At 71.7% G+C, this 20,324-nt stretch carries 23 protein-coding genes and 1 pseudogene; 9 read left to right on the top strand and 15 right to left on the bottom strand.

What is annotated here, in order from left to right:
- Window positions 1-11: 11 nt before the first annotated feature.
- A complete protein-coding gene (locus EIM48_RS09210) occupies window positions 12-1,106 on the bottom strand; it encodes an aldo/keto reductase (protein WP_125076124.1) in 1,095 nt (364 codons plus the stop codon).
- Between the two features lie 128 nt (window positions 1,107-1,234).
- Between EIM48_RS09210 and EIM48_RS09205 the strand changes: the two genes are divergently transcribed.
- The 3 genes from EIM48_RS09205 (at window position 1,235) to EIM48_RS09195 (ending at window position 2,625) form a co-directional block, all read left to right on the top strand.
- On the top strand, window positions 1,235-1,522 hold the full coding sequence (locus EIM48_RS09205; protein ID WP_125111514.1) for a DUF3247 family protein: 288 nt from the start codon (window positions 1,235-1,237) through the stop codon (window positions 1,520-1,522).
- Between the two features lie 191 nt (window positions 1,523-1,713).
- Window positions 1,714-2,217: a hypothetical protein gene (locus tag EIM48_RS09200; RefSeq protein ID WP_019397884.1), complete on the top strand. Its 504-nt coding sequence runs from the start codon at window positions 1,714-1,716 to the stop codon at window positions 2,215-2,217.
- A gap of 126 nt (window positions 2,218-2,343) precedes the next feature.
- Window positions 2,344-2,625 (top strand): hypothetical protein, encoded by a 282-nt coding sequence (locus tag EIM48_RS09195; RefSeq protein ID WP_019397883.1) that lies wholly within the window; start codon window positions 2,344-2,346, stop codon window positions 2,623-2,625.
- On the opposite strand, the gene EIM48_RS09190 is transcribed toward EIM48_RS09195, so the two are convergent.
- Window positions 2,622-3,698, bottom strand: a complete 1,077-nt coding sequence (locus EIM48_RS09190) for an MFS transporter (protein ID WP_050992137.1) — start codon at window positions 3,696-3,698, stop codon at window positions 2,622-2,624. The two genes, EIM48_RS09195 and EIM48_RS09190, sit on opposite strands and share 4 nt — an antisense overlap.
- A 193-nt stretch (window positions 3,699-3,891) precedes the next feature.
- On the opposite strand from EIM48_RS09190, the gene EIM48_RS09185 reads away from it, so the two are divergent.
- The 3 genes from EIM48_RS09185 to EIM48_RS09175 all read left to right on the top strand — a co-directional run bounded on the left by EIM48_RS09185 (window position 3,892) and on the right by EIM48_RS09175 (window position 5,217).
- A complete protein-coding gene (locus EIM48_RS09185) occupies window positions 3,892-4,122 on the top strand; it encodes a DUF6522 family protein (RefSeq protein WP_019397881.1) in 231 nt (76 codons plus the stop codon).
- A gap of 96 nt (window positions 4,123-4,218) precedes the next feature.
- Entirely contained in the window at window positions 4,219-4,485 is a 267-nt protein-coding gene (locus tag EIM48_RS09180) for a hypothetical protein (RefSeq protein WP_026010367.1), read from the top strand.
- Between the two features lie 66 nt (window positions 4,486-4,551).
- Window positions 4,552-5,217, top strand: a complete 666-nt coding sequence (locus tag EIM48_RS09175) for an HAD hydrolase-like protein (RefSeq protein WP_019397879.1) — start codon at window positions 4,552-4,554, stop codon at window positions 5,215-5,217.
- Between the two features lies 1 nt (window position 5,218).
- Here EIM48_RS09175 and EIM48_RS09170 read toward each other — a convergent pair whose 3' ends face one another.
- Both EIM48_RS09170 and xth read right to left on the bottom strand, forming a co-directional pair.
- Window positions 5,219-7,405: a hypothetical protein gene (locus EIM48_RS09170; protein WP_125111513.1), complete on the bottom strand. Its 2,187-nt coding sequence runs from the start codon at window positions 7,403-7,405 to the stop codon at window positions 5,219-5,221.
- A gap of 102 nt (window positions 7,406-7,507) precedes the next feature.
- A complete protein-coding gene (gene xth / locus EIM48_RS09165; protein WP_125109029.1) occupies window positions 7,508-8,311 on the bottom strand; it encodes an exodeoxyribonuclease III in 804 nt (267 codons plus the stop codon).
- A gap of 152 nt (window positions 8,312-8,463) precedes the next feature.
- On the opposite strand from xth, the gene EIM48_RS09160 reads away from it, so the two are divergent.
- On the top strand, window positions 8,464-9,078 hold the full coding sequence (locus EIM48_RS09160; RefSeq protein WP_125111512.1) for a M23 family metallopeptidase: 615 nt from the start codon (window positions 8,464-8,466) through the stop codon (window positions 9,076-9,078).
- A 264-nt stretch (window positions 9,079-9,342) separates the two neighbouring features.
- Here the strand turns inward: EIM48_RS09160 and EIM48_RS15755 are convergent, their stop codons facing one another.
- The 5 genes and pseudogenes from EIM48_RS15755 to EIM48_RS09140 all read right to left on the bottom strand — a co-directional run bounded on the left by EIM48_RS15755 (window position 9,343) and on the right by EIM48_RS09140 (window position 12,190).
- Window positions 9,343-9,810: a DUF72 domain-containing protein gene (locus EIM48_RS15755; protein WP_343202907.1), complete on the bottom strand. Its 468-nt coding sequence runs from the start codon at window positions 9,808-9,810 to the stop codon at window positions 9,343-9,345.
- Window positions 9,811-9,862: 52 nt separating this feature from the next.
- Window positions 9,863-10,105 (bottom strand): annotated as a pseudogene (locus tag EIM48_RS15750) (DUF72 domain-containing protein); the annotation flags it as partial.
- Window positions 10,106-10,166: 61 nt separating this feature from the next.
- On the bottom strand, window positions 10,167-11,069 hold the full coding sequence (gene dapA, locus EIM48_RS09150; protein WP_125111511.1) for a 4-hydroxy-tetrahydrodipicolinate synthase: 903 nt from the start codon (window positions 11,067-11,069) through the stop codon (window positions 10,167-10,169).
- A 272-nt stretch (window positions 11,070-11,341) separates the two neighbouring features.
- Window positions 11,342-11,842, bottom strand: coding sequence for a lipocalin family protein (locus EIM48_RS09145; protein ID WP_019397873.1), 501 nt, complete (start codon window positions 11,840-11,842; stop codon window positions 11,342-11,344).
- A gap of 78 nt (window positions 11,843-11,920) precedes the next feature.
- Window positions 11,921-12,190: a hypothetical protein gene (locus EIM48_RS09140; protein WP_125111510.1), complete on the bottom strand. Its 270-nt coding sequence runs from the start codon at window positions 12,188-12,190 to the stop codon at window positions 11,921-11,923.
- Between the two features lie 221 nt (window positions 12,191-12,411).
- Here EIM48_RS09140 and EIM48_RS09135 point away from each other — a divergent pair, with 221 nt between their 5' ends.
- Window positions 12,412-13,206 carry an OBAP family protein gene (locus EIM48_RS09135; protein WP_233581665.1) on the top strand — a complete coding sequence of 265 codons (795 nt, stop codon included), beginning with the start codon at window positions 12,412-12,414 and terminating at the stop codon, window positions 13,204-13,206.
- Between the two features lie 108 nt (window positions 13,207-13,314).
- On the opposite strand, the gene EIM48_RS09130 is transcribed toward EIM48_RS09135, so the two are convergent.
- Window positions 13,315-13,527, bottom strand: a complete 213-nt coding sequence (locus EIM48_RS09130) for a hypothetical protein (RefSeq protein ID WP_019397870.1) — start codon at window positions 13,525-13,527, stop codon at window positions 13,315-13,317.
- Between the two features lie 299 nt (window positions 13,528-13,826).
- Here EIM48_RS09130 and EIM48_RS09125 point away from each other — a divergent pair, with 299 nt between their 5' ends.
- On the top strand, window positions 13,827-14,255 hold the full coding sequence (locus tag EIM48_RS09125) for an organic hydroperoxide resistance protein (protein ID WP_125111509.1): 429 nt from the start codon (window positions 13,827-13,829) through the stop codon (window positions 14,253-14,255).
- A gap of 218 nt (window positions 14,256-14,473) precedes the next feature.
- On the opposite strand, the gene EIM48_RS09120 is transcribed toward EIM48_RS09125, so the two are convergent.
- The 5 genes from EIM48_RS09120 to EIM48_RS09100 form a co-directional block, all read right to left on the bottom strand.
- Complete coding sequence (locus tag EIM48_RS09120; RefSeq protein WP_019397868.1) at window positions 14,474-15,043, bottom strand: dihydrofolate reductase family protein; 570 nt, start codon at window positions 15,041-15,043, stop codon at window positions 14,474-14,476.
- 97 nt (window positions 15,044-15,140) lie between these two features.
- On the bottom strand, window positions 15,141-16,049 hold the full coding sequence (locus tag EIM48_RS09115) for a GGDEF domain-containing protein (protein WP_255416934.1): 909 nt from the start codon (window positions 16,047-16,049) through the stop codon (window positions 15,141-15,143).
- Between the two features lie 30 nt (window positions 16,050-16,079).
- Complete coding sequence (locus EIM48_RS09110; protein ID WP_158675202.1) at window positions 16,080-17,336, bottom strand: GGDEF and EAL domain-containing protein; 1,257 nt, start codon at window positions 17,334-17,336, stop codon at window positions 16,080-16,082.
- Between the two features lie 456 nt (window positions 17,337-17,792).
- Window positions 17,793-19,295 carry an aldehyde dehydrogenase gene (locus EIM48_RS09105; RefSeq protein ID WP_028914862.1) on the bottom strand — a complete coding sequence of 501 codons (1,503 nt, stop codon included), beginning with the start codon at window positions 19,293-19,295 and terminating at the stop codon, window positions 17,793-17,795.
- A gap of 350 nt (window positions 19,296-19,645) precedes the next feature.
- The gene (locus EIM48_RS09100; protein ID WP_019397864.1) at window positions 19,646-20,194 is read right to left on the bottom strand and encodes a cupin domain-containing protein; all 549 of its coding nucleotides are present in this window, start codon (window positions 20,192-20,194) and stop codon (window positions 19,646-19,648) included.
- Window positions 20,195-20,324 lie beyond the last annotated feature (130 nt).

Raw genomic sequence — 20,324 nt, 5'->3', positions numbered from 1 at the left:
CTCCCGGCGGCTCAGGCCGCCGGCACCGGGGCCTCGCGTTCGACCAGGCCCTCGTCCTTCAGTTCCGCCCACAGCGTCGGCGGCACGTCCACCGCCATCGAAGCCACGTTCGCCCGCACCTGCTCCGGCGTGCGCGCGCCCGGGATCACCGCCGCCACCACGTCCGGCGCCGCGGCGAACTGCAGGGCCACGGTGCGCAGGTCCACCCCGTGGCGATCGCAGGCCGCCTGCACCCGCGCGCGCTTGCCGGGTGCCCAGTCCGGCACCTCGCCTTCGTAGAGATAGCGGTCGCGCCCGGCCAGGTAGCCGGCCAGCAGGGGTGCACCCACCACCACCGAAGCGCCGCGCGCGGCGATCCTCGGGAAGGTCTCGTGCAGCGCCCGGGCGTGGTCCAGCAGCGAGTACTGGCAGGCCAGCAGGAAGATGTCCGGATCGGCTTCCTCCAGCGCAGCCAGCGCCGGCTCGGGGCGGTTGACCCCGAAACCCCAGGCCTTGATCAGGCCTTCCGCCCGCATCCGGGTCAGTTCGGGCATGGCACCCTTGGCCGCCTCGGTGAAGCGCCGCTCCCAGGGCATGCCCAGGTCCTGCTCGTTGTCCGGCGACAGGTCGTGGATGAACACCACGTCCAGCTGCGATACGCCCATCCGGTTGAGGCTGTCCTCCACCGAGCGCCTTGTCCCGGCGGCCGAATAGTCGTAGCGGTAGCGGAACGGCGCCGGCTCCACCCACATGGTCTCCTGCAGCGGGCCGCTGGTGCCGGTCAGCAGCCGGCCCACCTTGGAGGACAGCACGTATTCCTCCGCCGGATGCCGGTGCAGGACATGGCCGAAGCGCCGTTCCGACAGGCCCAGGCCATACCAGGGCGAGGTGTCGAAGTAGCGCACGCCGGCCTCCCAGGCCGCGGCCAGGGTCGCCTCGCACTGCGCGTCGCTGGCTGCGGCGAAGCCATTGCCGAACGCCACCCCGCCCAGGCCCAGCTTGGCCGGCGGGCGATAACGCTGCGAGGGCGGGTTGCGCGGCAGGGAACGGGTGGAAACATGGCCGCGTGTGGGCAGGACGCTGCCGGGCTCCGGCAGCGGGGGCGCGGTCCGGGTCGGATCGGTCATGGCCGCGTGCTCCGCAGGATGGCGCTCCAGACTGCGGCCGGCGCGGTCCACGCCACGTGCAGGCGCGGCCATGATCCGGCGGTCACTTGCCTCCGGCTAGCGTGTGCAGTCCCCGATGGAGGACGGCCATGAACAGCATAGCCATCGCACCGCGCGTGCATTCCGACCCGCAGGCGATCGAACGCCTCAAGGCCCTGCAGCTGGAGCTGGACGGCGAGCTGGAGGTGGAGGTGCACATGCGCGACGGCAGCATCCTGCGCGGCACCCTGCCCGAGCGCCCGGCGATCCAGCAGTTCCTCGATCCGGACGGCAACGAGGGCACCAACGGCCTGTTCCGGGTCGACGACGGCGACGGCGGCATGCACCTGTACTGGCTGGACGAGGCGGAACGCGTGGTGCGGGTCGGCTCCTCCTGAACCCGATCCGCGACCGCGGTCGCCATTGCACGCTTTGCATCGCGGCCACCGCGGCGATTCACGCGCAGGCCCCCCGCGACCGGACAGCGTGGCCGCGCGCCCCACCCCAACGACGGATCAATGCAAAGCCATCGCCACGCCTGTCGACCACGTTGCCTGCCCCCGGCATGCACCATCGCCGGGGGCAGGCCGTGAATGGACCCGCGCCCCACGCGGGCAAGCCCCGCCTCCGCATCCGCCGCAGCCTGACCTTCCAGGCCGGCGCCACGCGCATCCTCGATGCCTGGTGCGATCCGGCCGTGCAGGCACGGATCCTCGACGGCGCGGCCGAGCCCGTGGCCGGCGGGGATGCCGGATTGTGGCGGGTCAGGACGCCGCTGGGACCGTCGCCGCGGGTGCACCTGCGCCTGGATGCGCGCGACGCGGCGCGTGCCTGCCACCACGCCGAAGGCGAAGGCGGATTCCTGCTGTCCAGCGAACTCACCGCCCTGCCCGCCCGCGGTCGCCCGGGCATCGAAGTGGCACTGGAAGTCGCGTTCCACGCCGAAGGCTTCCCCACCGGACTGCTGGGCCGCCAGGCCGACCCGGCACCCCTGCTGCTGGCCGGCCAGGCCCTGCGCCGGCTGCGCGAATGGGTGGAAACCGGCCGCATCTCCCCGGCCTTGCCGGGTCCGCGCGCCGCCGATGATGCCTGAAGGCGGGAGCCTCACCCCGGTTTGACCCTCCGCGCGCGAAGCTGGGCCGCCTCCGGCCATTCCCGTGCAGACGATGACGCGCCCATCTTGCAGCCAGTCCAGCCACCGACGCCGCCGGAGCCGGCCATGAACCCGGACCTGATCGGCTGGGCCGCATCGGCGGTGCTGCTGGCCACCCTCGCGCGGCAGATCCTCAAGCAGGCCCGTAGCGGCGGCGAAGGCGTGTCGACCTGGCTGTTCGTCGGCCAGGCCACCGCCTCGGCCCTGTTCATCGTCTACTCGGTGCTGCTGGACAACACCGTGTTCATCGTCACCAACAGTTGCCTGCTGGCCACCGCCATCGTCGGCCAGGTCATGGCCTGGCGCACGAAGCGGCGCGGCGGCGATGCCAACGCCGCCGCCGGCTAGGCGCGCAACCAGCGCGTGGCCACCGCCACTCCCAGCACCGCCGCACCCAGGCACCAGAACGCGAACTGCAGCGAGGTGCCGTGGGCGACGAAGCCGACCAGCGCCGGCCCGGCCAGCACGCCGGCATAGCCGAGGGTACTGATCGCCGGCACCGCCAGGCTTTCCGGCATCGCGGCCTGGCGCCCGGCGGCGGAGAACATCACCGGCACGATGTTGGCGCAGCCGATCCCCACCAGCACGAACCCGCCCAGCGCCGGCCACGCCCCCGGCGCCAGCACGATCAGCGCGAAACCCGCGAACGCCACCAGTGCGCCGGCCACCACCGCGCGCAGCGGACCGATCGCCTGGACCACGCGGTCGCCGCTCAGGCGCGCCACGGTCATCGCCAGCGAGAAGGCCACGTAGCCCACGCCCGCGCGCGCCGGATCCATGTCCTTGGCCTGGTCGAGGAACACCGCACCCCAGTCGAGCATCGCGCCCTCGGCCAGGAACATCACGAAGCACACCGTGCCGATCAGCAGCACGCTGCCGCGCGGCCAGGCGAAGGCCGGCACGTCCGAATCCACCCGTTCAGCGCGCCAGTGGCGGCAGGCGGCGGCCACCAGCACCAGCACCACCGCCACCGCCGCCACGCACGCCGGCAAGGGCGCGGCGCCGGCACTCAGCAACGCGGTCATGGCGGCCGCGCCGGCGAACCCGCCAATGCTGTAGAACGCGTGGAAACCCGACATCAGCGCGCGCCCGCTCTCGCGCTCCACCGCCACCGCCTGCAGGTTCATGGTGCAGTCCATCGCGCCGATGGCCGCGCCGAACACGAACAGCGCCAGGCCGAGACCGACCGCGCCCGGGGCCACCGCCAGGGCCGGCAGCGCCAGGCTGGCGGCCAGCATCGCCGCGACCATCACCCGGCGGCACCCCTGGCGCGCGGCCAGGGCGCCGGCCAGCGGCATCGCCACCAGCGAGCCCGCGCCCAGGCACAGCAGGACGATGCCCAGCATCGCCTCGTCCAGCCCCGCGCGCGCCTTGGCGAACGGCACCAGCGGCGCCCAGGCGGCGATGGCGAAGCCGGGCATGAAGAAGGCCGCGCGGGTGGCGTGCTGCTCGAGGCGGGGCGTGGTTGGCACTCGGGGAACTCCTGGGTGGGCCGGGCGGCCATTATCCCCGCCGCCAGTGGGGGCCACCGCTTGTCCGCGCGTGGCGGCATGACCTGGATCAAGGACGCCATCCCGCCGCCCTGTGATGCTGGGAGGGCACAGGAGGCATGCGATGGCCAGCGGCAACCTTCCCGCCCTCGAGATCGACGGTGCCCGCGTGGCGGCGCGGGTCGGCCTGGAAGTGCCCGAGTTCCGCCGGCTGATGGACCAGGGCAGGATCGCCGTGCTGTGCGAGCGCGGCACCGGCGAGGACGCCGGCACCTGGCGCGCCACCTTCTACCACGGCCGCCGGCGCGCGCGGTTCCTGATCGACCGCTGCGGCCGGGTGGTGGACGTGGACTGAAGCGCTCGCCCGGAAGATCGTGCAGGCGCGTTGACCGCCCGGGCACGCGCCCGGGAGGAACCTGCAGCCATCCCCACAGCAGCGAGGTGCACCATGATCCGGGGCCTGTTCGTCGGCGGCGTGGTCGACAACACCGAGATCGACCTGGACCCGGGCAAGCCGCCCATGCACTACCCGCCCGACGGCGGCGGTGGCCAGTCCCGCTACCGCCTGCGCCAGGTGGGCACCGGGCAGGACGGCGAGGTCGCCTGCGCGGTCTACGGCGCCCCCGACACGCCCTACGCGGAGGTGGCGCGGGTCAGCGGGGAACGGGGCTACGCGCGCCGCTTCGAGGTGGCGCTGCAGGAAATCGAGGGTGAATGACGGCACGGGCACGGGCCGGGCGGGACCGGGCAGAATCGCGTCCTTCCCGCCACCCGCGCCCGCCGCATGCCTTCCATCACCGCCGCAACCACCGGTACCTGCCGCCGCTACGACCTGGCGGTGTTCGACCTCGACGGCACCCTGGCCGACTCCTTCGGTTTCTTCGTGGCCAACCACAACCGGCTGGCGCAGCGGCACCGCTTCGCCCCGATCGCCGCGCACGAGGTCGAGCACCTGCGCGGCATGAGCCCGCGCCAGGTCATGCGCCACACCCGCCTGCCGGCATGGCGGCTGCCGCTGGTGGCGCGGGATTTCCGCCGGCTGATGCAGGCCGAGGGCCATGCCATCGCCTGCTTCGACGGCGCACGCGAGGCCCTGCACGCCCTGCATGCGCGTGGCATGCGCCTGGCCCTGGTCACCAGCAACTCGGCGCAGAACAGCCGCCGCATCCTGGGCGAGGACTGCTGGGACCTGCTGGCCCACGTCGAATGCGGCGCCTCGCTGTTCGGCAAGGCGCGGCGCCTGCGGCGGGTGCTGGCCCGCACCGGCGTGCCCGCCGCGCGTGCCATCTACATCGGCGACCAGGCCTCCGATGCCGAGGCCGCGCGCCAGGCCGGGCTGGCCTTCGGCGCGGTGGCCTGGGGCTATGCCACGGCCGAGGCGCTGCAGGCCTGCAACCCGGAGGTATGGCTGCAGCAGGTGTCCGAGCTGCAGGCGCTCGGCGGCGCCTGAGCTACTCCGGCAGCAGCGCCGGCCTGGATTCGTACCACTCGCGCGCCCCGGCCAGGTGCAGCCTGCGCTGCCCCGGCTGCAGTTCCACGCCCATGCCCAGCACGCCCCAGCGCGCGTAGAGGTCGCCGTCGGGCTGGCCGCCGGCGATGCGCAGCCGCGCCTGCAGGCCGATGCGGTCGTTGCTGGCGTGGACATGGTCGAACACCAGTTCCTGGTCGCGGATGCGCAACCGCCCGCTGGCCTGGGCCCGTCCGGAATCGACCAGGTTGCCGATCCAGCGCGGGAACGCCTTGCGCTCGGCGAACAGGCCCACCAGCACGCTGGCGTCGCGCATTTCCACCGTGCCGCGGCCGTTGACCTCGAACGGCTCGCGCCAGTGCAGTTCGCCCTGTTCCAGGCGCATGCGCGCCCACCAGGGCGCCTGGCCGCCACGCTCCCGCTCCAGGCGCACGCCGTCCAGGCCCACGCTCAGCGCTTCGACCGCGTAGCGGCGTTCGCCCACCTGCAAGCGGCGCAGGCGGCTGTCCAGCTCCACGTTGCCCGACAGCCGCGAAGGCCCGAGCGCCAAACGCACGTCGCGCCCGCGCAGGCGCATGTGGCCGTCGACCATGCCGCCCTCGCGGTCCAGGTGCAGGTCGCCGCTGGCCAGGCCGCTGCCGCCCAGCAAGCGCGCACTGGCACCGGGCAGGTAGCGGTTGTAGCTGCGCAGGTCCGGCACCTCCGCGTCCTCGAAGCGCAGCCGCGCCCGTAGGTGCTGCTGGAATTCCGCCAACGGGCCGGCCGACACCAGCTCCAGGCGCAGGTCGCGCCCGCGCAGGTCCACCTGGCCCGGACGTGCCTCGGGTCCAAGCGCGAAGTGCCGCAGCCGGATGTCGGCTTCGGTGCGCGGGGCGCCGGCCTGCTCCAGCACGCGGACACGCGCCTGCGCCTGTCCCGCGAAGCGGTTGTCCAGGACGCGCGCGGCCAGCCCCAGGCGGTCCAGGTCCATGCGGCTGCCGGGCCGTGGCTGGCCGTCGGCCAGCACGATATCGGCGTCCAGGTCGCCGCGCCCGTCCACTTCCAGCCAGGCCAGGTCGTCCAGCAGGGTGTCGATCCAGCGCAGCGGCAGCTGCGGCCAGTGCGTGCGCAGGCGGCCGTTGAGCGCACGCACCGGGCGCAGCCAGTCGTCGGGCCCCAGGCGGCGGTCGTCCACCCGCAGGTCGGCCTGCAGCCAGGGTGCACCGGGCCTGGTGCGCGGCATGCGGAGCGCCAGCTCGATCGCCTCGCGGCGCGTGCGCAGCGCCGCACCCAGCGGGTACCGCACCGGCCGCCCTTCCGCATCCAGCGCGTGCACCGGCGCCGACCAGTCCAGGCGGCTGCCGGGTCGCAACACGCCGCGGCTGAGCGCCAGGTCCGCGCGCAGGTGACCGGCCTGCCCGGGCGCGTCCAGCGGCAGCGCCTCGCCATGGCGCGCGGACAGGTCGATCGCCGGCGCGGCACCCTCGGCGCGCAGGTACGCGTCCAGGATCCCGAACTTCTCCCGGCCCTGCGCCCGTTCCCTGATATGCGCCGGGATCGCCAGGCCGAACTCCAGCCTGCCCCCGCGCAGCAGTTCCACCCCGGCCACCGACAGGGTGGCTTCGGGCATGCGCAGGGTGGATGCGCCCACCGCCATCGGTCCGCCCTGCAGCTGCTTGGTGAACACGAAGCGGGCGTCACCGCGGCCGCTGACCCGCGCCTGGTAGAAATCCAGGCGCAGCAGGCTGGGCGTGGTGATGGCCGGGAAATCCAGGGTCCAGCCACGGCCCTCGCGCTTCGATGGCAGCTTGTCCTCGGCGACCCTGGACACATGCACGGAAACGTCGTGCGCGCGGATGGTGCCGAAGGACACCGTGCGCCACAGCAGCGGCAGCACCCGGATGCGGCCGTCGGCGCGGGTCGCGGCGACCGCCCAGCGGTTGGTGCGCGCATGCCCGCCCATCACCACCCCGCTGGCGTGGATATGCCCCGGGTAGGCGCTCAGCGCCCAGTCCCAGCGCGCGTGGTAGCGGTCGGGCTTGCGGTTGGCCACGCGCTCGCCAATGGCGCTGTTGAGGAACAGGTTGGCGGCGAACAGGTACAGCAGGTACAGGCCCAGCAAGGTCCAGCCGGCCCGGCGCAGGCCGGTGCGATGGGCCTGCAGCCAGGCGCGGGGGGAAGGAATTGGCATGCGCACAGCATCGCCGGCGGCGGGTGATGGCGGCCTCCACGCGCCCGGGGTCCCGTTGCCCGGAGCTTGGCGATGCAGCGGCGCGTGGCGCTTCGCCTGCCCCTACCGCGGCAGCTTCACCGTTACCCAGGTCGGGGCATGGTCGCTGGGCTTCTCCAGCGCCCGCACCCAGCGGTCCACCCCGGCATCCTCCAGCCCGGCCGCCAGCACCGGATTGAGCAGCAGGTGGTCGATGCGCAGGCCGCGGTCGCGTTCGAAGTGCTGGCGGAAGTAGTCCCAGAACGTGTAGATCCGCGCCTGGCCGTGCACCTGGCGCAGGGCGTCGGTCCAGCCCTGGGCCAGCAGCTTCGCGTAGGCCTGGCGTACCTCCGGCTGGATCAGCGCGTCGCGCTTCCACGACTTCGGGTCGTACACGTCCTCGTCGCTGGGGATCACGTTGAAGTCGCCGAGCAGCGCCACCGGATGCGGCAGTTCGACCAGGGTCGCGGCGTGCCGCGCCAGGCGTGCCATCCACTTGAGCTTGTAGTCGAACTTCGGGCCCGGCTGCGGGTTGCCGTTGGGCAGGTACAGCGCGCCCACCACCATGCCATGCACCGCCGCCTCGATGTAGCGGCTCTGGTGGTCGTCGCGGTCGCCCGGCAGCCCGCGGCGGCTTTCCACCGGCCTGGCCCCGCGCCCGAGCAGCGCCACGCCGTTCCAGCGGTGCTCGCCATGCCAGATGGCGCAGTAGCCAGCCGCTTCCAGCTCCGCCGCCGGGAACGCCTCGCCGCGCGCCTTCAACTCCTGCAACGCCACCACGTCCGGCTGCTCGCGCTCCAGCCAGGCCAGCAGGTGCGGCAGGCGCGGGCCGATGCCGTTGACGTTGTAGGTGGCCAGCTTGAGCACGCGTGGCTTGCGGCGGGGCATCATCGCTCCGTGGTCGTGGCGGGATCCTCCTCCGCGCGAAGCTAGGGCCAGTGGGGTCGGCAGGCAGTGAACGCCCATGCGAACCCGGCCACGTTCGGCGCGCCTTGCGGCTTGCTAAGCTCGCCCGGCATCGACGCGCACGGGGAGGGTGCATGGAGTTCCGGAACATCCTGCAGTCGAAGTGGGCGCTGGCCCTGCTGGGCCTGGTGGTCGTGCCGGCCGCGTCGGCCCGGTCCTCGCGGACCGATCCCGAGCCGCCGCCGCAGTTCCTCGCCCACCCCCTGTACGCCACGCGCTACACCTGCACCGAGCACGCCGCGGGCGACCTCGGCTACCTGGGCGACGACCTTGGCCAGGACTGCCTGGTCCAGGAGTTCGTCGAGAGCGATGGCCGCGCCTTCACCCGCCTGTACCGCAACGACGGCTACAGCAACGCCGACTGGTACGGCTGGAACCAGCCGGTGCTCTCGCCCTGCGATTGCACGGTGCGCAGGATCTCGCTCAACCCGGTCACCAACGAGCCGGGCATCGCCGGCAAGCCGCCGGCTTCGATGATCCTGCTGGAAGCCGCGGACGGCACCCAGGTGGTGCTGGGCCATATCCAGGACCCGGTGGTGCGCGAGGGCGAAGCCGTGCGCGCCGGGCAACAGTTGGCCCGGGTCGGCAACAATGGCTATTCGCGCAACCCGCACATCCATATCGGTGCCTGGCGCGACGAACAGCCGCTGCAGATCCGCTGGGACCAGCGCCGGATCGCGAGCCCCTGACGCCACCCGCACTGCCAGCCCGCCCTTGCCCGGACAGCGCCTGCAGGTCCCGGGCAGGCAGGCGCCTGGCCCTGCACCCTGCCCACGCTCCGGGCCAGCGTCCGAGCTGCCGATGATGACCGCCTGCGAACCCACCGGCATGGCGCGTCCGCCATGGAGCCCCGTCGCACTTCGGCCAGCAAGGCGAACCAGGGATTGGGATGGCCGATGCGCAGGACCGGAAGCGATGCCGCCGTCGAGTCCGGGGTGGCCTCCCTGTGCAGGTCAACCGCGGGCCTGCTTCGGCACATCCCCATGCAGCAACTCCTGCAGCCGCGCCGCGTCGGGGATCGCGAAGCCGTGCCCGGTGTTGTCGAACACCACCCAGCGCTGCCCCCTGCCCGTCGCCGCGCGCACCTGTGTGGCCAGTTCGCGCAAGGCCGGCTCTGCGTAGTCGCTGTAGTAGATCCGGGGCGAGCCATGCCTGCGCCAATAGCGCCAGCGCGGCGCGGCCGCAGGCGCGTCGCCGCCGGGCACCCGCGGCGGATCGGCCGCCACCCGGGCCACGTCGTACCGCCGCAGCAGGTCCTCCGCGCGTGGCGTGAACCAGCCGGGATGGCGGGGCTCGCACGCCAGCGGCACGTCGCTGCGGCGGCGGAACATGGCGAAGAAACGCCGATGCGCTACGCGCGTCCAGTTCCAGTCCGGGCGGCAACTGCAACAGGAAGCCGCCAAGCTTCCGGCCCAGGCCATCGACCTGCTCCAGGAAGCGGTCCAGCGCCGGGCCGGCGCCGCGCAGCCCCAGTTCGTGCGAGATCTCCTGCGGCAGTTTCACCGAGAAGCGGAAGCCGCGCGGCACCGCGGCGGCCCAGCGCCGCCAGGTGGCGTGCTGGTGCGGGCGGTAGAACGAGGAATTGACCTCGACCACGTCGAAGCGCGTGGCATAACGCGCCAGTGCGCTGTCGCCCGCGCCGAACAGCGCTGCGTGGCGGCCCGGGATGGACCAGCCGGCGGAGCCGATGCGTACCCCGCCGGTTCCCGCGCCCATGGTCCCTCCCGCCAGACCGGGGGAGTGTCCGGCACGCGGCGTGAGTGTGCGGCGAAGCCCGTCAGCCTTCGAGCAGGCCGGCCTCGCGCAACGCGGCCTCGACCTTTGCCTGGTTGGCGGGCTCCAGCTCGGTCAGCGGCAGGCGCAAGTGGCCACCGATGCGGCCCAGGCGCTTGAGCGCCCACTTCACCGGGATCGGATTGGCCTCGCAGAACAGCTGGCGGTGCAGCGCCAGCAGGCGCAGCTGGATGCGCATGGCTGCCTCCACGTCCTTCGCCAGCGCCGCGGCGCACAGTTCGCGCATCAGCCGCGGGGCGACGTTGGCGGTCACGCTGACATTGCCATGGCCGCCGCACAGCATCAGTGCCACCGCGGTGGCGTCGTCGCCGGAGAACACTGCGAACCCGTGGGGCGCCTCGCGCACCAGCCACTGGGCGCGCTCGATGTTGCCGGTGGCTTCCTTGATGCCGGCGATCCCCGGTACCTGGGCCAGGCGCAGTACGGTGTCGTGCTGCAGGTCGGCGCCGGTGCGGCCGGGCACGTTGTACAGCACCACCGGGAGGTCGCCGGTGGCCTCGGCAATGGCGCGGAAGTGGCGGTACTGCCCTTCCTGGCCGGGCTTGTTGTAGTACGGCACCACCTGCAACTGGCTGTGCGCCCCGACCTTGCGCGCGTATTCGGCGAGGGCGATCGCTTCGGCGGTGGAATTGCCGCCGCAGCCGGCCATTACCGGCACCCGCCCGGCCGCCTGCTCGACCGCGACGCGGATGATCTCGCAATGCTCCTCGACGCTGACCGTGGGCGACTCGCCGGTGGTGCCGACCACGCCGATGCAGTCGGTGCCTTCGGCCACGTGCCAGTCCACGAGTTTGCGCAGCGCGTCGTAGTCGACGCTGCCGTCGTCGTGCATGGGCGTGACGAGCGCGACGATGCTGCCGCGCAGGAAGACATCCGGACCGGTCATGGCGTGGGGTGTTGTTGGCGTGGAAGCGCCGATTCTATCGGCCCCGGCGCGGCATGCACGGGTAGTCACCGCTGCAACAAAACCCGCCACCGCCACCGTGGCCGGGTAAGCCAAGCGCACCGGGGAGGCGGCGACAGGCCATCCAGGTTCCCGGCGGGAGCAGGGTGCTTCCTTTGCACGAGGCGCACACCGGGACGACGGCATGCGCCTTCCAGGCCCGGGACGGGCCGGCCCCCTGCCCTCGCCCAGGACAGGGTGGCCGGCCGGACTGCTCAACGCACCGGATTGCCCGTGTGCGGGGTGAGGATCAGGTCCTGCAGTTCGTAGCCCTGCGCCCGCGCCGTGTCCAGGAAATCCTGCTGCACCGGCGCCGGCAACACTGGCTCGCGCGCCAGCAGCCACAGGTACTTGTGGTCCGGCGAACCGACCAGGGCGGTGCGGTAGTCCGGGTCCAGGCGCAGGATCCAGTAGTCGCCCTTGGTGAACGGAATCCACTTCAGCCCGTCGGGCATGAAGCTCACTTCCAGCTTTGCGTTGCCGCTGCCCTCGACCACGGTGGCCTCGCCCTCGGACTCCTGCGGCTCGCCCTCGCCGTCGCGCGCGCGGTTGAGCACCCGCACGCTGCCGCCCGGGTTGAGCGAATAGGTCGCGGTGATGTCGGTGTAGTCCGCCGGCTCGTGGCGCATCGGCAGGCGCGCGATCTCGTACCAGGTGCCGAGGTAACGCTGCAGGTCGACGGCGGCGACGGTCACGGGCGTGGAAGCATCGTTCATGGGCATGTCCGCTTGGGAAGGAGCCCGCATTGCAGACGCAGCAGCGTGAATCCGCCGTCGTCCGCGCCCGCCTGCGGTTCAGTCTTCGCCACTGTCGCGGATGCCATGCGGCGCGTCGCTGCGCACGTCGTCGGCGAACGAGCGGCCATAGGCATCGCGGTCGCCGGGCTCCTCGTCCAGCGCCACGTCGAGCAGGTCGGCCTGGTCGTCCACGCCGATGTTGTCGATCGCCGCGACCGAACGCGGGTCCTTCAGTTCAGGCCCCTGCTGTTGCAGCGGCACGCCGTCCTCGCCCAGGCGGACCTCGTCCTCGGGCGCGTCGGGGGTGGTGGGATTGGACCTGGCCATGGCGGCCTCCTGCGATGGGGAAGCCCGACCGTAGCCCCGCGCGGGGAAGCATGGCGTCAATGCCTCGCGCCTGTCCGTTGACGTCGACGTTGCTTCCCGACCGCACGGCGGGAGTGCGTGCTTCCCGCGATCCGGTGCCTGCGCGGCGTGCCAGGCCGGCGCTTCACCGCATGACGATCACCTGCGTGCTATCCCGGCCTCCCCGATGGAGGCCCCCCGCCATGCACCGGACCCGCGCCGCATTGCCCCTGCTGGCCCTCGCCCTTGCCGCCTGCACCGGCGGCGACCGCGTCGATCCGGCGGTAACGCCGCCCGGCGCGGACGAATCCGCCCGTACCAGTGCCCTGGAGGCCGGCGCCGCCCTGCTGCAGGGCAATGGGCCGCTGGGAAAGATGGACATGTACGTGGTCGGCTTCCATCCGATGAAGGACCATCCGTTGCAGCAGATGGAGGCGCACCACTTCTGCCGCCAGGTCAACGAGGACTTCGCCCAGTGCACGCTGTTCGACGGCAACGGGGCCGAGGCCAACCTCACCGGCATCGAGTACATCATCTCCGAGACGCTTTACGAGTCGCTGCCGGAGGACGAACGCGGCTACTGGCATCCGCACAACGGCGAGATCCTGTCCGGCCAGCTGGTCGCGCCCAACCTGCCCGAGGCAGCGGAGAAGGAGCTGATGCGCTCCAAGATGAACAGCTATGGCAAGACCTGGCATACCTGGCACACGCGAGACGGCGTGCAGCCCGGCGACAGGATGCCGCTGGGCCCGGCGATGCTGGCCTGGTCGTTCAGCCGCGATGGCGAAGTGCGGCCGGAACTGGTCGACGAGCGCGACAAGCGCATGGACATCTCCACCGACGAACGCCGCCGCGACCGCGCCGACCTGGTCGAGCTGGCGCGGCCGCAGGACGGCGTGAACACCTTGCGCCGCCAGTTCCCACAGTCCCAGCCAATCCCGGGCGTGGTCGACAAGGCCGAGGCCGCTACGCCGGCTCCGGTGGCGATGTTCTATTGAGGCCGGGATCCGGGGATTGGTGATTGGTGGGGGTGGCGTGGCAGGGCCACGGAAGTGGGGCGACCGCAGGCGAAGCGCAGCACGTCGCTGCAAAGGCCGTACGCGGACTCAACGCTGGGCGCGGGGGCGCTGCTCGTCGGCTTCCGGGTCCTCGCCTACCCGGGTTTCCTGCGCGCCGGTGGCGTAGCGTGCATCGGCCTCCGGCTGGTGCGCTTCGGCGGTGGGCGCGGGATTGTCCCGCGCCGGGTCGGCCGGGTGTTCCTGGCGGCATGCCGGCAGGCAAAGCGCGGCGACCAGCGCCGGCAGTAGCAGTGTCCTCATCGATGCGTCCTCTTTCCTGGATGGCCAGGCGATGGTCGACGCCGGCAGGTGAACGCGGCGCATCCCCGGGGCGCACGAGCGCCTGAACACCGGCGTCACGAGCACGGAAACCACCGTCCAGCCCTAATCACAGGCGCCATGCCCGTGCGGTGGACGCAACCTCGCACGCAAACCGGCGCGCAGCCCTGCCCGGACGCCCGGCCAAGTTTTCCGGACGCCACGGCCGCCCGCGCCCGCGGGACGGCGGCACAGTAGGCCTCGCCGGATGCGCCGCTCCGGCCCCATCCAAGGAGCCCACCATGCCCCCCGAGAAGATCCTCTACACCGGCACCGCCACCTCCACCGGCGGCCGCGAAGGCCGTGCTTCCACTTCCGACGGCAGGCTCGACCTGGCCCTGTCCACCCCGCGCGAACTGGGCGGCACGGGTGGCGACGGCACCAACCCGGAGCAGCTGTTCGCCGCAGGCTATTCGGCCTGTTTCCTCAGTGCGCTGAAGTTCGTCGCCGGCAAGCAGAAGATCGCCCTGCCGGCCTCGACCTCGGTGACCGCCGGTATCGGCATCGGCCCGCTGGGTGGTGGCTTCGGCCTGCAGGCCACGCTCACCATCTCCGCTCCGGAGATCGATCGCGACACCCTGCAGTCGCTGGTCGGGCAGGCCCACCAGGTCTGCCCGTACTCCAACGCCACCCGCGGCAACATCGAGGTGGAGCTGCGCCTCGCCAGCTGACTGAAGCCCCGATACATCGCGCCCCTCGCCGCTGCCCCCGCAGCGGCCGGCGCCCACCCAAGGACATCGCCATGAACACCCTGCTTCGCGCCCTACTGGCCACCGCCATCACCGCAGCCGCGCGCGAGGCCGGAAAGGCAAGGAAGTAGGCCATCTGCCGATGCCGGCACCGCGCAACCGGTGCCGGCATTCCCTTCGCCGGACATCCGGAAACGGAACTAACCTGCAGCTGCGGCGTCCCTGCGGATCTGGTAACGCAGCTCGACCATCTCGCCCCCCAGCTTCCGCACGGATGCCAGGTGCAGCGCCGGACTCAGGACCTGGCGCGGGAACAATGGCTTGCCGGCGCCAAGGGTCGCCGAACCGATCTGGACGATCAGCTCGTCGAGCAGCCCGGCATCGTGGAACTGCCCGGCGAGGTCTCCCCCGCCAACGACCCAGATGTTCTTGCCATCCGCCACCCTGCTCATCTCGCGGTGGACGGCGACGACGTCGCCCTGCACAAACCTGATGTCCGCATTTGGAACAGTTGGCAGGTTGCGCCGGGTGAATACCCAGGCGGGCTGCGTGTACGGCCAGGGAGACCCCGTTTCCCTGGCGACCGTTTCCGCGTTGCGCAGCATCCACTCGTACGTCGCCGCCCCCATGGCCAACGCACCGACATCACGGATGAACTCTGGATAGCTGGACTCCTCCAGGCTGCCCAAGGGGAACAGCCAATCCAGCGAGTCGCCCTCCGTAGCAATGAATCCATCGAGGGTGGAAGCCACGTAATACTGGGTCTTCATCGAGCGAGCGTCCTCCGTGGGTGGTTCCCGGTTTCAGGCAACCGACGAACCGTAACCGGCTGCTGCCACGCCGGACAACCCGCGGACAGGGGCGGGTTCACGTGCAGGCAGGCCTGCCCGCCACGGCAGGAACGCCCGGGGCCATGACGCTCACCCGTTCATGGCCCGCTTGCGCGAAAACCCCTCGCCCGGACACCCGGCCCGCAAGCTCCTCGAAACGGTGCCCGCGAACGCCACGGGACGGCAATGCCCAGGCAGGCTCCAGCTTTGGGGAGATCGAACGCCAGCGTGCTCCCGTTGCGTGCAGGTGGCCTCCCGGAGATTGCCGCGGCAGGTGGAGCCATGCGGGAACCCATTCCCCTGGCGATCGACATCCGCCAACGGTTCGCACGATTGCCTGCGCCGGGATTGGCCGCACTGGCCGCCCCTCCATCCTGCCGCTGCGCCGCGCGCGTTCGGCCGGGCGCTGCTCCACCAGGCCTGGCTGGCCAGCGCAGGCGGTATCAGGCGCCCGGAGCAGCGATGCCCTGCCCCGCGATCCAGCCCGGCAGGTCCTGCGGCGCCATCTGCCTGGCGAAGCGGTAGCCCTGCGCCAGCCGGCCGTACCGTCCTGCGGATACATGGCCACGCCCACGCTGACGCTCAGGTCCACCCGGGCATCGGGCAGCTGCAGCATGCGCACCAGGTGCGCCTGCCAGCGCTCGACCAGGGCATTGACCTCCTCCCCGGCACGCAGGGGCAGGGCCAGGACGAACTCATCGCCCGGCAGGCGCCCCGCCACGCCGCCCTGGTGCACCAGTTCCCTGGCGCGCACGGCCACTTCCCGCAGCAGTGCATCGCCGCTGGCATGCCCGAGGGAGTCGTTGATGCTCTTGAAGCGGTCCAGGTCCACGTGCAGGACGGCCACGCGCTGGACGCTCTCCTGGGCCGCGTCCAGCAGCAGCGCCACCTGGGTTTCCAGCAGGCTGCGGTTGGGCAGGCCAGTGAGCGCGTCATGGAACGCCAGCTGCCGGATCCGCTGGCGCGCCGTCTCCCGTTACATGGCCAGGACGCAAAGGTCCGTACAGGCTTCCACCAGCTGCTGGTGGAAACTGGACGCCACCACCGGACTGTTCTGGCGGTAATAGAAAGCGAACGTCCCCAGCACCCTGCCATCCTTGCGCAGGATGGGCGTGGACCAGCAGACATTGAAGCCCAGCGGCAGGACCAGGTGGCGGAAATCCGCCCATAGCGGATCGGTGGCGATGTCGGTGACCAGCACCGGGCTCTTGCGCCAGGCGGCGGCACCGCAGGAACCCACCTGCGGCCCGATCGGCACGCCGTCCAGCTGCGAGGAATAGCTGAACGGGAGGCTGGGACTGGCCAGCGGATGCAGCAGGCCCTGCTCGTCCACCTGCAGGATCGACGCGCACACCTCCGGGGCCAGGCGCTCGACCTCCTCGCACACCACCTCCAGCACCTGCATCAGCGGCAGGTCGCTGGACATGGCCTGCAGGGCGCGGTGGTGCAGCACCTCGTGGATCTTGGTCTTGGTGATGTCCAGCAGCACCGAAACGGTGTAGGCCCACTGGCCCTGGGCATCCATGACGGGGTTGCAGATGATCTTGCCCCAGTAGCGCCGCCCGCCCTTGCCGGTCACCACCTCTTCCATTTCCGCCGCACGCCCCTGGCGCAGGTCGCCGCGGATGCGCTCGAACAACTCGACCGGCGATTGCCGCGCCAGCAGTTCCAGCATCTTCTGGTCCTGCAGCTCGCGCAGGGTCCAGCCGAACATGCGGTGGAAGCCGTCGCTGCTGTAGACCACCCGCGAATTCGCGTCGGTGATCACGATCGCCGCATCGGTGGTGTCGGCCACCAGCGACAGGCGCCACAGGTGGTCCCGCCTTGCCAGCTCCGTGCGCTTGCTCTGGGTGACATCGGTGGCGACCATCATGATGTGGTTGACCACGCCCTGCCTGTCGCGCACCGGGGCATAGAGCGCTTCCAGCCAGCAGGAACTGCCGTCGCTGCACAGCCGCTCGACCACGCCCGAGAACTCGTGGCCGGCACACAGGGACTGCCACATCGCCTCGTAGGCCTGGCTTTGCGCCTGGCCCGCCGGGCACAGCTGGGCATGGTGCAACGTGCCCACGTGCTCCGGCGCCAGCCGCAGCAGGGCCAGGAACCTGGGATTGGCGGAGATGAGCCGGCCGTCGAGCGAGAACTCCGCCAGCGCCATGGCCTTGTCAAGCGCTTCCCACCGGTCTTCCAGCTGTGCGGCAGCTTTGGATTGGCTGGCGGCGGGTGACTGCATGCAGGGGACTCCAAACAGGCGGCAAGCGGAGGAATCGGTGGCGACGGGCCTGGGGCGGTCCAGCATGCATCGTGGAAGGGAACCTGGATATAAGCCCTAAGTCGCCCCGTCCCCTACATACGCCTGCGGCACAGGAGGCGGCGTGAACCGCCGGTGGCGCCGTCCCCCGCGGGGCCGGCGGCGGAAACGCTGGACCGCGGCGACGGCCACCACGGCATGGCGCGGGCAGACGTAGCCGAAGACCACCTGCGCGGCGAGCACGCAATCGCCCGGATGGCATGGGCCCGCGCGCCCTGGGCCTGCCTCCATCCGTTGCGCGCGCTGCGCCTTGCGTACCCGGTGCATCGTCAGGACCGTCGCCACCAGCAGCACGATGGCCATGGCGAACGCGGCCGGCACGCAGCAATGGCACGCAGGCGTGCCGCGCGCTGCCTCCGCGGGCGGTGGCACCGCGGCTCAATCCGCCAGGTTGATCCAGGTGGCCTTGATCTCGGTGTACTTGTCGAAGGCGTGCAGCGACTTGTCGCGGCCATTGCCGGACTGCTTGTAGCCGCCGAAGGGCGCGGTCATGTCACCGCCGTCCCAGTAGTTGACCCAGACGCTGCCGGCGCGCAGACCGCGGGCGACGCGGTGGGCGCGGGCGAGGTTGGCGGTCCACACGCCGGCGGCCAGGCCGTACTCGGTGTCGTTGGCGATCTCCAGTGCCTGGGCCTCGTCGTCGAACGGGATCACCGCCAGCACCGGGCCGAAGATCTCCTCGCGGGAGATGGTGTGCTCCGGGCGCACCTCGTCGAACACGGTCGGCTCGACATAGCAGCCACCTTCCACTGGGGCGATGCGCTTGCCGCCCAGGGCCAGCTTCGCGCCCTCGGCCTGGCCCCTGGCGATGTAGTCCAGCACGCGCCTGGTCTGGGTCTCGTCGACCAGGGCGCCCATCGGCGCGCCCGGCTCCAGCGGGTGGCGCGGCTGCATCTTGCGGCCGGCCTCGACCACGCGGGCGACGAACTCGTCCTTGATGCTGCGCTCCACCAGCAGGCGCGAGGCCGCGGTGCAGACCTCGCCCTGGTTGTAGAAGATGCCCACCGCCGCGGCCTCGGCCGCCTTGTCCAGGTCGGGGGCATCGGCAAACACGATGTTCGGGCTCTTGCCGCCGCACTCCATGTACGCGCGCTTCATGTTGGACAGGCCGGCGCACTGCAGCAGGCGCTTGCCCACCGCGGTGGAACCGGTGAACACCAGCCCGTCCACGTCCATGTGCAGGGCCAGGGCCTCGCCCGCTTCCTGGCCGTAGCCGGGCAGGACGTTGAACACGCCTTCGGGGATGCCGGCCTCGGCCACCAGCTCGGCCAGGCGCAGCGCGCTCAACGGCGACTTCTCCGAGGGCTTGAGCACCACCGAGTTGCCCATGGCCAGCGCCGGGGCCAGCTTCCAGGCCGCCATCAGCAGCGGGAAGTTCCACGGCACGATCGCGGCGACCACGCCCAGCGGTTCGCGGGTGACCAGGCCCAGTTCGTCCTCGCCGGTGGGCGCGACCTCGCCGTAGACCTTGTCCAGCGCCTCGGCGGTCCAGCCGAAGCAGCGGATGGTGGCGGCCAGGTCGACGTTGCGCGCGTCGTCGATCGGCTTGCCCATGTCCAGGGTTTCCAGCAGGGCCAGCTCGTCGGCGTGCTGCTCGATCAGCGCGGTCAGCCTCTGCAGTACCTTCTTGCGCTTGACCGGCTTGGCCCGCGACCAGTGCCCGGCCTCGAAGCTGCGCCGCGCCGCGCGCACCGCGCGCTCGACGTCGGCCTGGCCGCAGCGCGCCACCTGGCCCAGCACGCGGCCGTCGATCGGACTGGTGCAGGCGAAGGTACGGCCGTCGGCCGCATCGACGTACTGGCCGTCGATGAAGGCGCGGGTGCGCAGTTGCAGCCCGTCGGCCATGGCCTGCCAGTCGGCGCGGGTACGTGGGGTGGACATGGATCGCCTCCGGATTCTCTAAAGGGAATGACCGGCGGGCCGGTCAGAGTGCTTCGATATGTGCCGGCCTGGGCGGCGGCCGGAACCACCACAGCCCGACCAGCCACGCAGGCAGGCCGACCCAGGCCGGCAGGCGCTTGCGGATCGCGGGCGCCGCCAGTGCCCCGGTGGAAGGCACGCCGCTGGCGCGGGCCGGCGCAGCGCGGCCCGGGATGGCGGACGCCGCCAGCAGCACGGACCGCGGCTTGCGGTGGCGGGGCTGCGCGCCGCTCCACGCGCGCGGCAGGCGCGCGCCGGCTCCAGCGGGGTGCCGGCGGTGCGTTCGGCCTGCTCGCGGTCCATGCTGCGCCTCAGAACGTCGCCGGCGTGTTGGCGCTGACGATCACCGCCTCGCCCTCGCCCACGTTGCGGAAACGGTGCGGGATCCGGCTCTCGAAGTAGTACGCGTCGCCGGGCCCGAGCACGCGCACCTGGCTGCCGACGGTCACCTCGACCTGGCCGGAGACGATGACGCCGCCCTCCTCGCCCTCGTGCACCAGCATGGCCTCGCCGGTGTCGCTGCCCGGCGGCATCACCTCGCGCAGGATGCACATCTGCCGCTGCGGCCGGCGCTGGCCCACCAGGAAATAGTGGATGTCGTTGTTGCCCACGTCCGGCAGTTCGGCCGCCGCGTAGAACGGCTGCTCCGGCTCGCCGGGATCCAGGTCCTGGGTGAAGAAGTCGGCCAGCGAGATCGGGATGCCGTCCAGCACCTTCTTCAGCGAGCTGACCGAGGGACTGACCTTGTTCTGCTCGATCAGCGAGATCGTGCTGTTGGTGACGCCCACGCGACGGGCCAGCTCGCGCTGGCTGAGGCCGCGGGCCGTGCGTACCCGCTGCAGGCGTGCGCCGATGTCCATCCGCGTAGGTCTGCTCCGCTGCCGGACGCGCCGGCGTGTTGCCGGATACTTTACATGGCACCCCGCCAAGGTCAATTTTTTGGCTTAGACTCACCCCAGCGTTGAATTTATCGAACGGCCCCCGCCCAGG

The sequence above is a fragment of the Pseudoxanthomonas sp. SGNA-20 genome, from assembly GCF_003931635.1.
In the GTDB taxonomy this organism is placed as follows: Bacteria; Pseudomonadota; Gammaproteobacteria; order Xanthomonadales; family Xanthomonadaceae; genus Pseudoxanthomonas.
Note: the sequence above shows the minus strand (reverse complement) of the source record. Positions and strands in the feature narration are given on the sequence as shown.

What these genes read in the sequence shown, in the direction of transcription:
- EIM48_RS09170 (WP_125111513.1), bottom strand. Translation starts at nt 7,405, where the DNA reads ATGCCAATTCCTTCCCCCCGCGCCTGGCTGCAGGCCCATCGCACCGGC.
- EIM48_RS09105 (WP_028914862.1), bottom strand. Translation starts at nt 19,295, where the DNA reads ATGTCCACCCCACGTACCCGCGCCGACTGGCAGGCCATGGCCGACGGG.
- EIM48_RS15755 (WP_343202907.1), bottom strand. Translation starts at nt 9,810, where the DNA reads ATGGCCTGGGCCGGAAGCTTGGCGGCTTCCTGTTGCAGTTGCCGCCCG.
- EIM48_RS09195 (WP_019397883.1), top strand. Translation starts at nt 2,344, where the DNA reads ATGAACCCGGACCTGATCGGCTGGGCCGCATCGGCGGTGCTGCTGGCC.
- EIM48_RS09160 (WP_125111512.1), top strand. Translation starts at nt 8,464, where the DNA reads ATGGAGTTCCGGAACATCCTGCAGTCGAAGTGGGCGCTGGCCCTGCTG.
- xth (WP_125109029.1), bottom strand. Translation starts at nt 8,311, where the DNA reads ATGCCCCGCCGCAAGCCACGCGTGCTCAAGCTGGCCACCTACAACGTC.
- EIM48_RS09120 (WP_019397868.1), bottom strand. Translation starts at nt 15,043, where the DNA reads ATGAAGACCCAGTATTACGTGGCTTCCACCCTCGATGGATTCATTGCT.
- dapA (WP_125111511.1), bottom strand. Translation starts at nt 11,069, where the DNA reads ATGACCGGTCCGGATGTCTTCCTGCGCGGCAGCATCGTCGCGCTCGTC.
- EIM48_RS09205 (WP_125111514.1), top strand. Translation starts at nt 1,235, where the DNA reads ATGAACAGCATAGCCATCGCACCGCGCGTGCATTCCGACCCGCAGGCG.
- EIM48_RS09130 (WP_019397870.1), bottom strand. Translation starts at nt 13,527, where the DNA reads ATGAGGACACTGCTACTGCCGGCGCTGGTCGCCGCGCTTTGCCTGCCG.
- EIM48_RS09140 (WP_125111510.1), bottom strand. Translation starts at nt 12,190, where the DNA reads ATGGCCAGGTCCAATCCCACCACCCCCGACGCGCCCGAGGACGAGGTC.
- EIM48_RS09125 (WP_125111509.1), top strand. Translation starts at nt 13,827, where the DNA reads ATGCCCCCCGAGAAGATCCTCTACACCGGCACCGCCACCTCCACCGGC.
- EIM48_RS09185 (WP_019397881.1), top strand. Translation starts at nt 3,892, where the DNA reads ATGGCCAGCGGCAACCTTCCCGCCCTCGAGATCGACGGTGCCCGCGTG.
- EIM48_RS09135 (WP_233581665.1), top strand. Translation starts at nt 12,412, where the DNA reads ATGCACCGGACCCGCGCCGCATTGCCCCTGCTGGCCCTCGCCCTTGCC.
- EIM48_RS09100 (WP_019397864.1), bottom strand. Translation starts at nt 20,194, where the DNA reads ATGGACATCGGCGCACGCCTGCAGCGGGTACGCACGGCCCGCGGCCTC.
- EIM48_RS09175 (WP_019397879.1), top strand. Translation starts at nt 4,552, where the DNA reads ATGCCTTCCATCACCGCCGCAACCACCGGTACCTGCCGCCGCTACGAC.
- EIM48_RS09110 (WP_158675202.1), bottom strand. Translation starts at nt 17,336, where the DNA reads ATGCAGTCACCCGCCGCCAGCCAATCCAAAGCTGCCGCACAGCTGGAA.
- EIM48_RS09145 (WP_019397873.1), bottom strand. Translation starts at nt 11,842, where the DNA reads ATGAACGATGCTTCCACGCCCGTGACCGTCGCCGCCGTCGACCTGCAG.
- EIM48_RS09210 (WP_125076124.1), bottom strand. Translation starts at nt 1,106, where the DNA reads ATGACCGATCCGACCCGGACCGCGCCCCCGCTGCCGGAGCCCGGCAGC.
- EIM48_RS09190 (WP_050992137.1), bottom strand. Translation starts at nt 3,698, where the DNA reads ATGCCCGGCTTCGCCATCGCCGCCTGGGCGCCGCTGGTGCCGTTCGCC.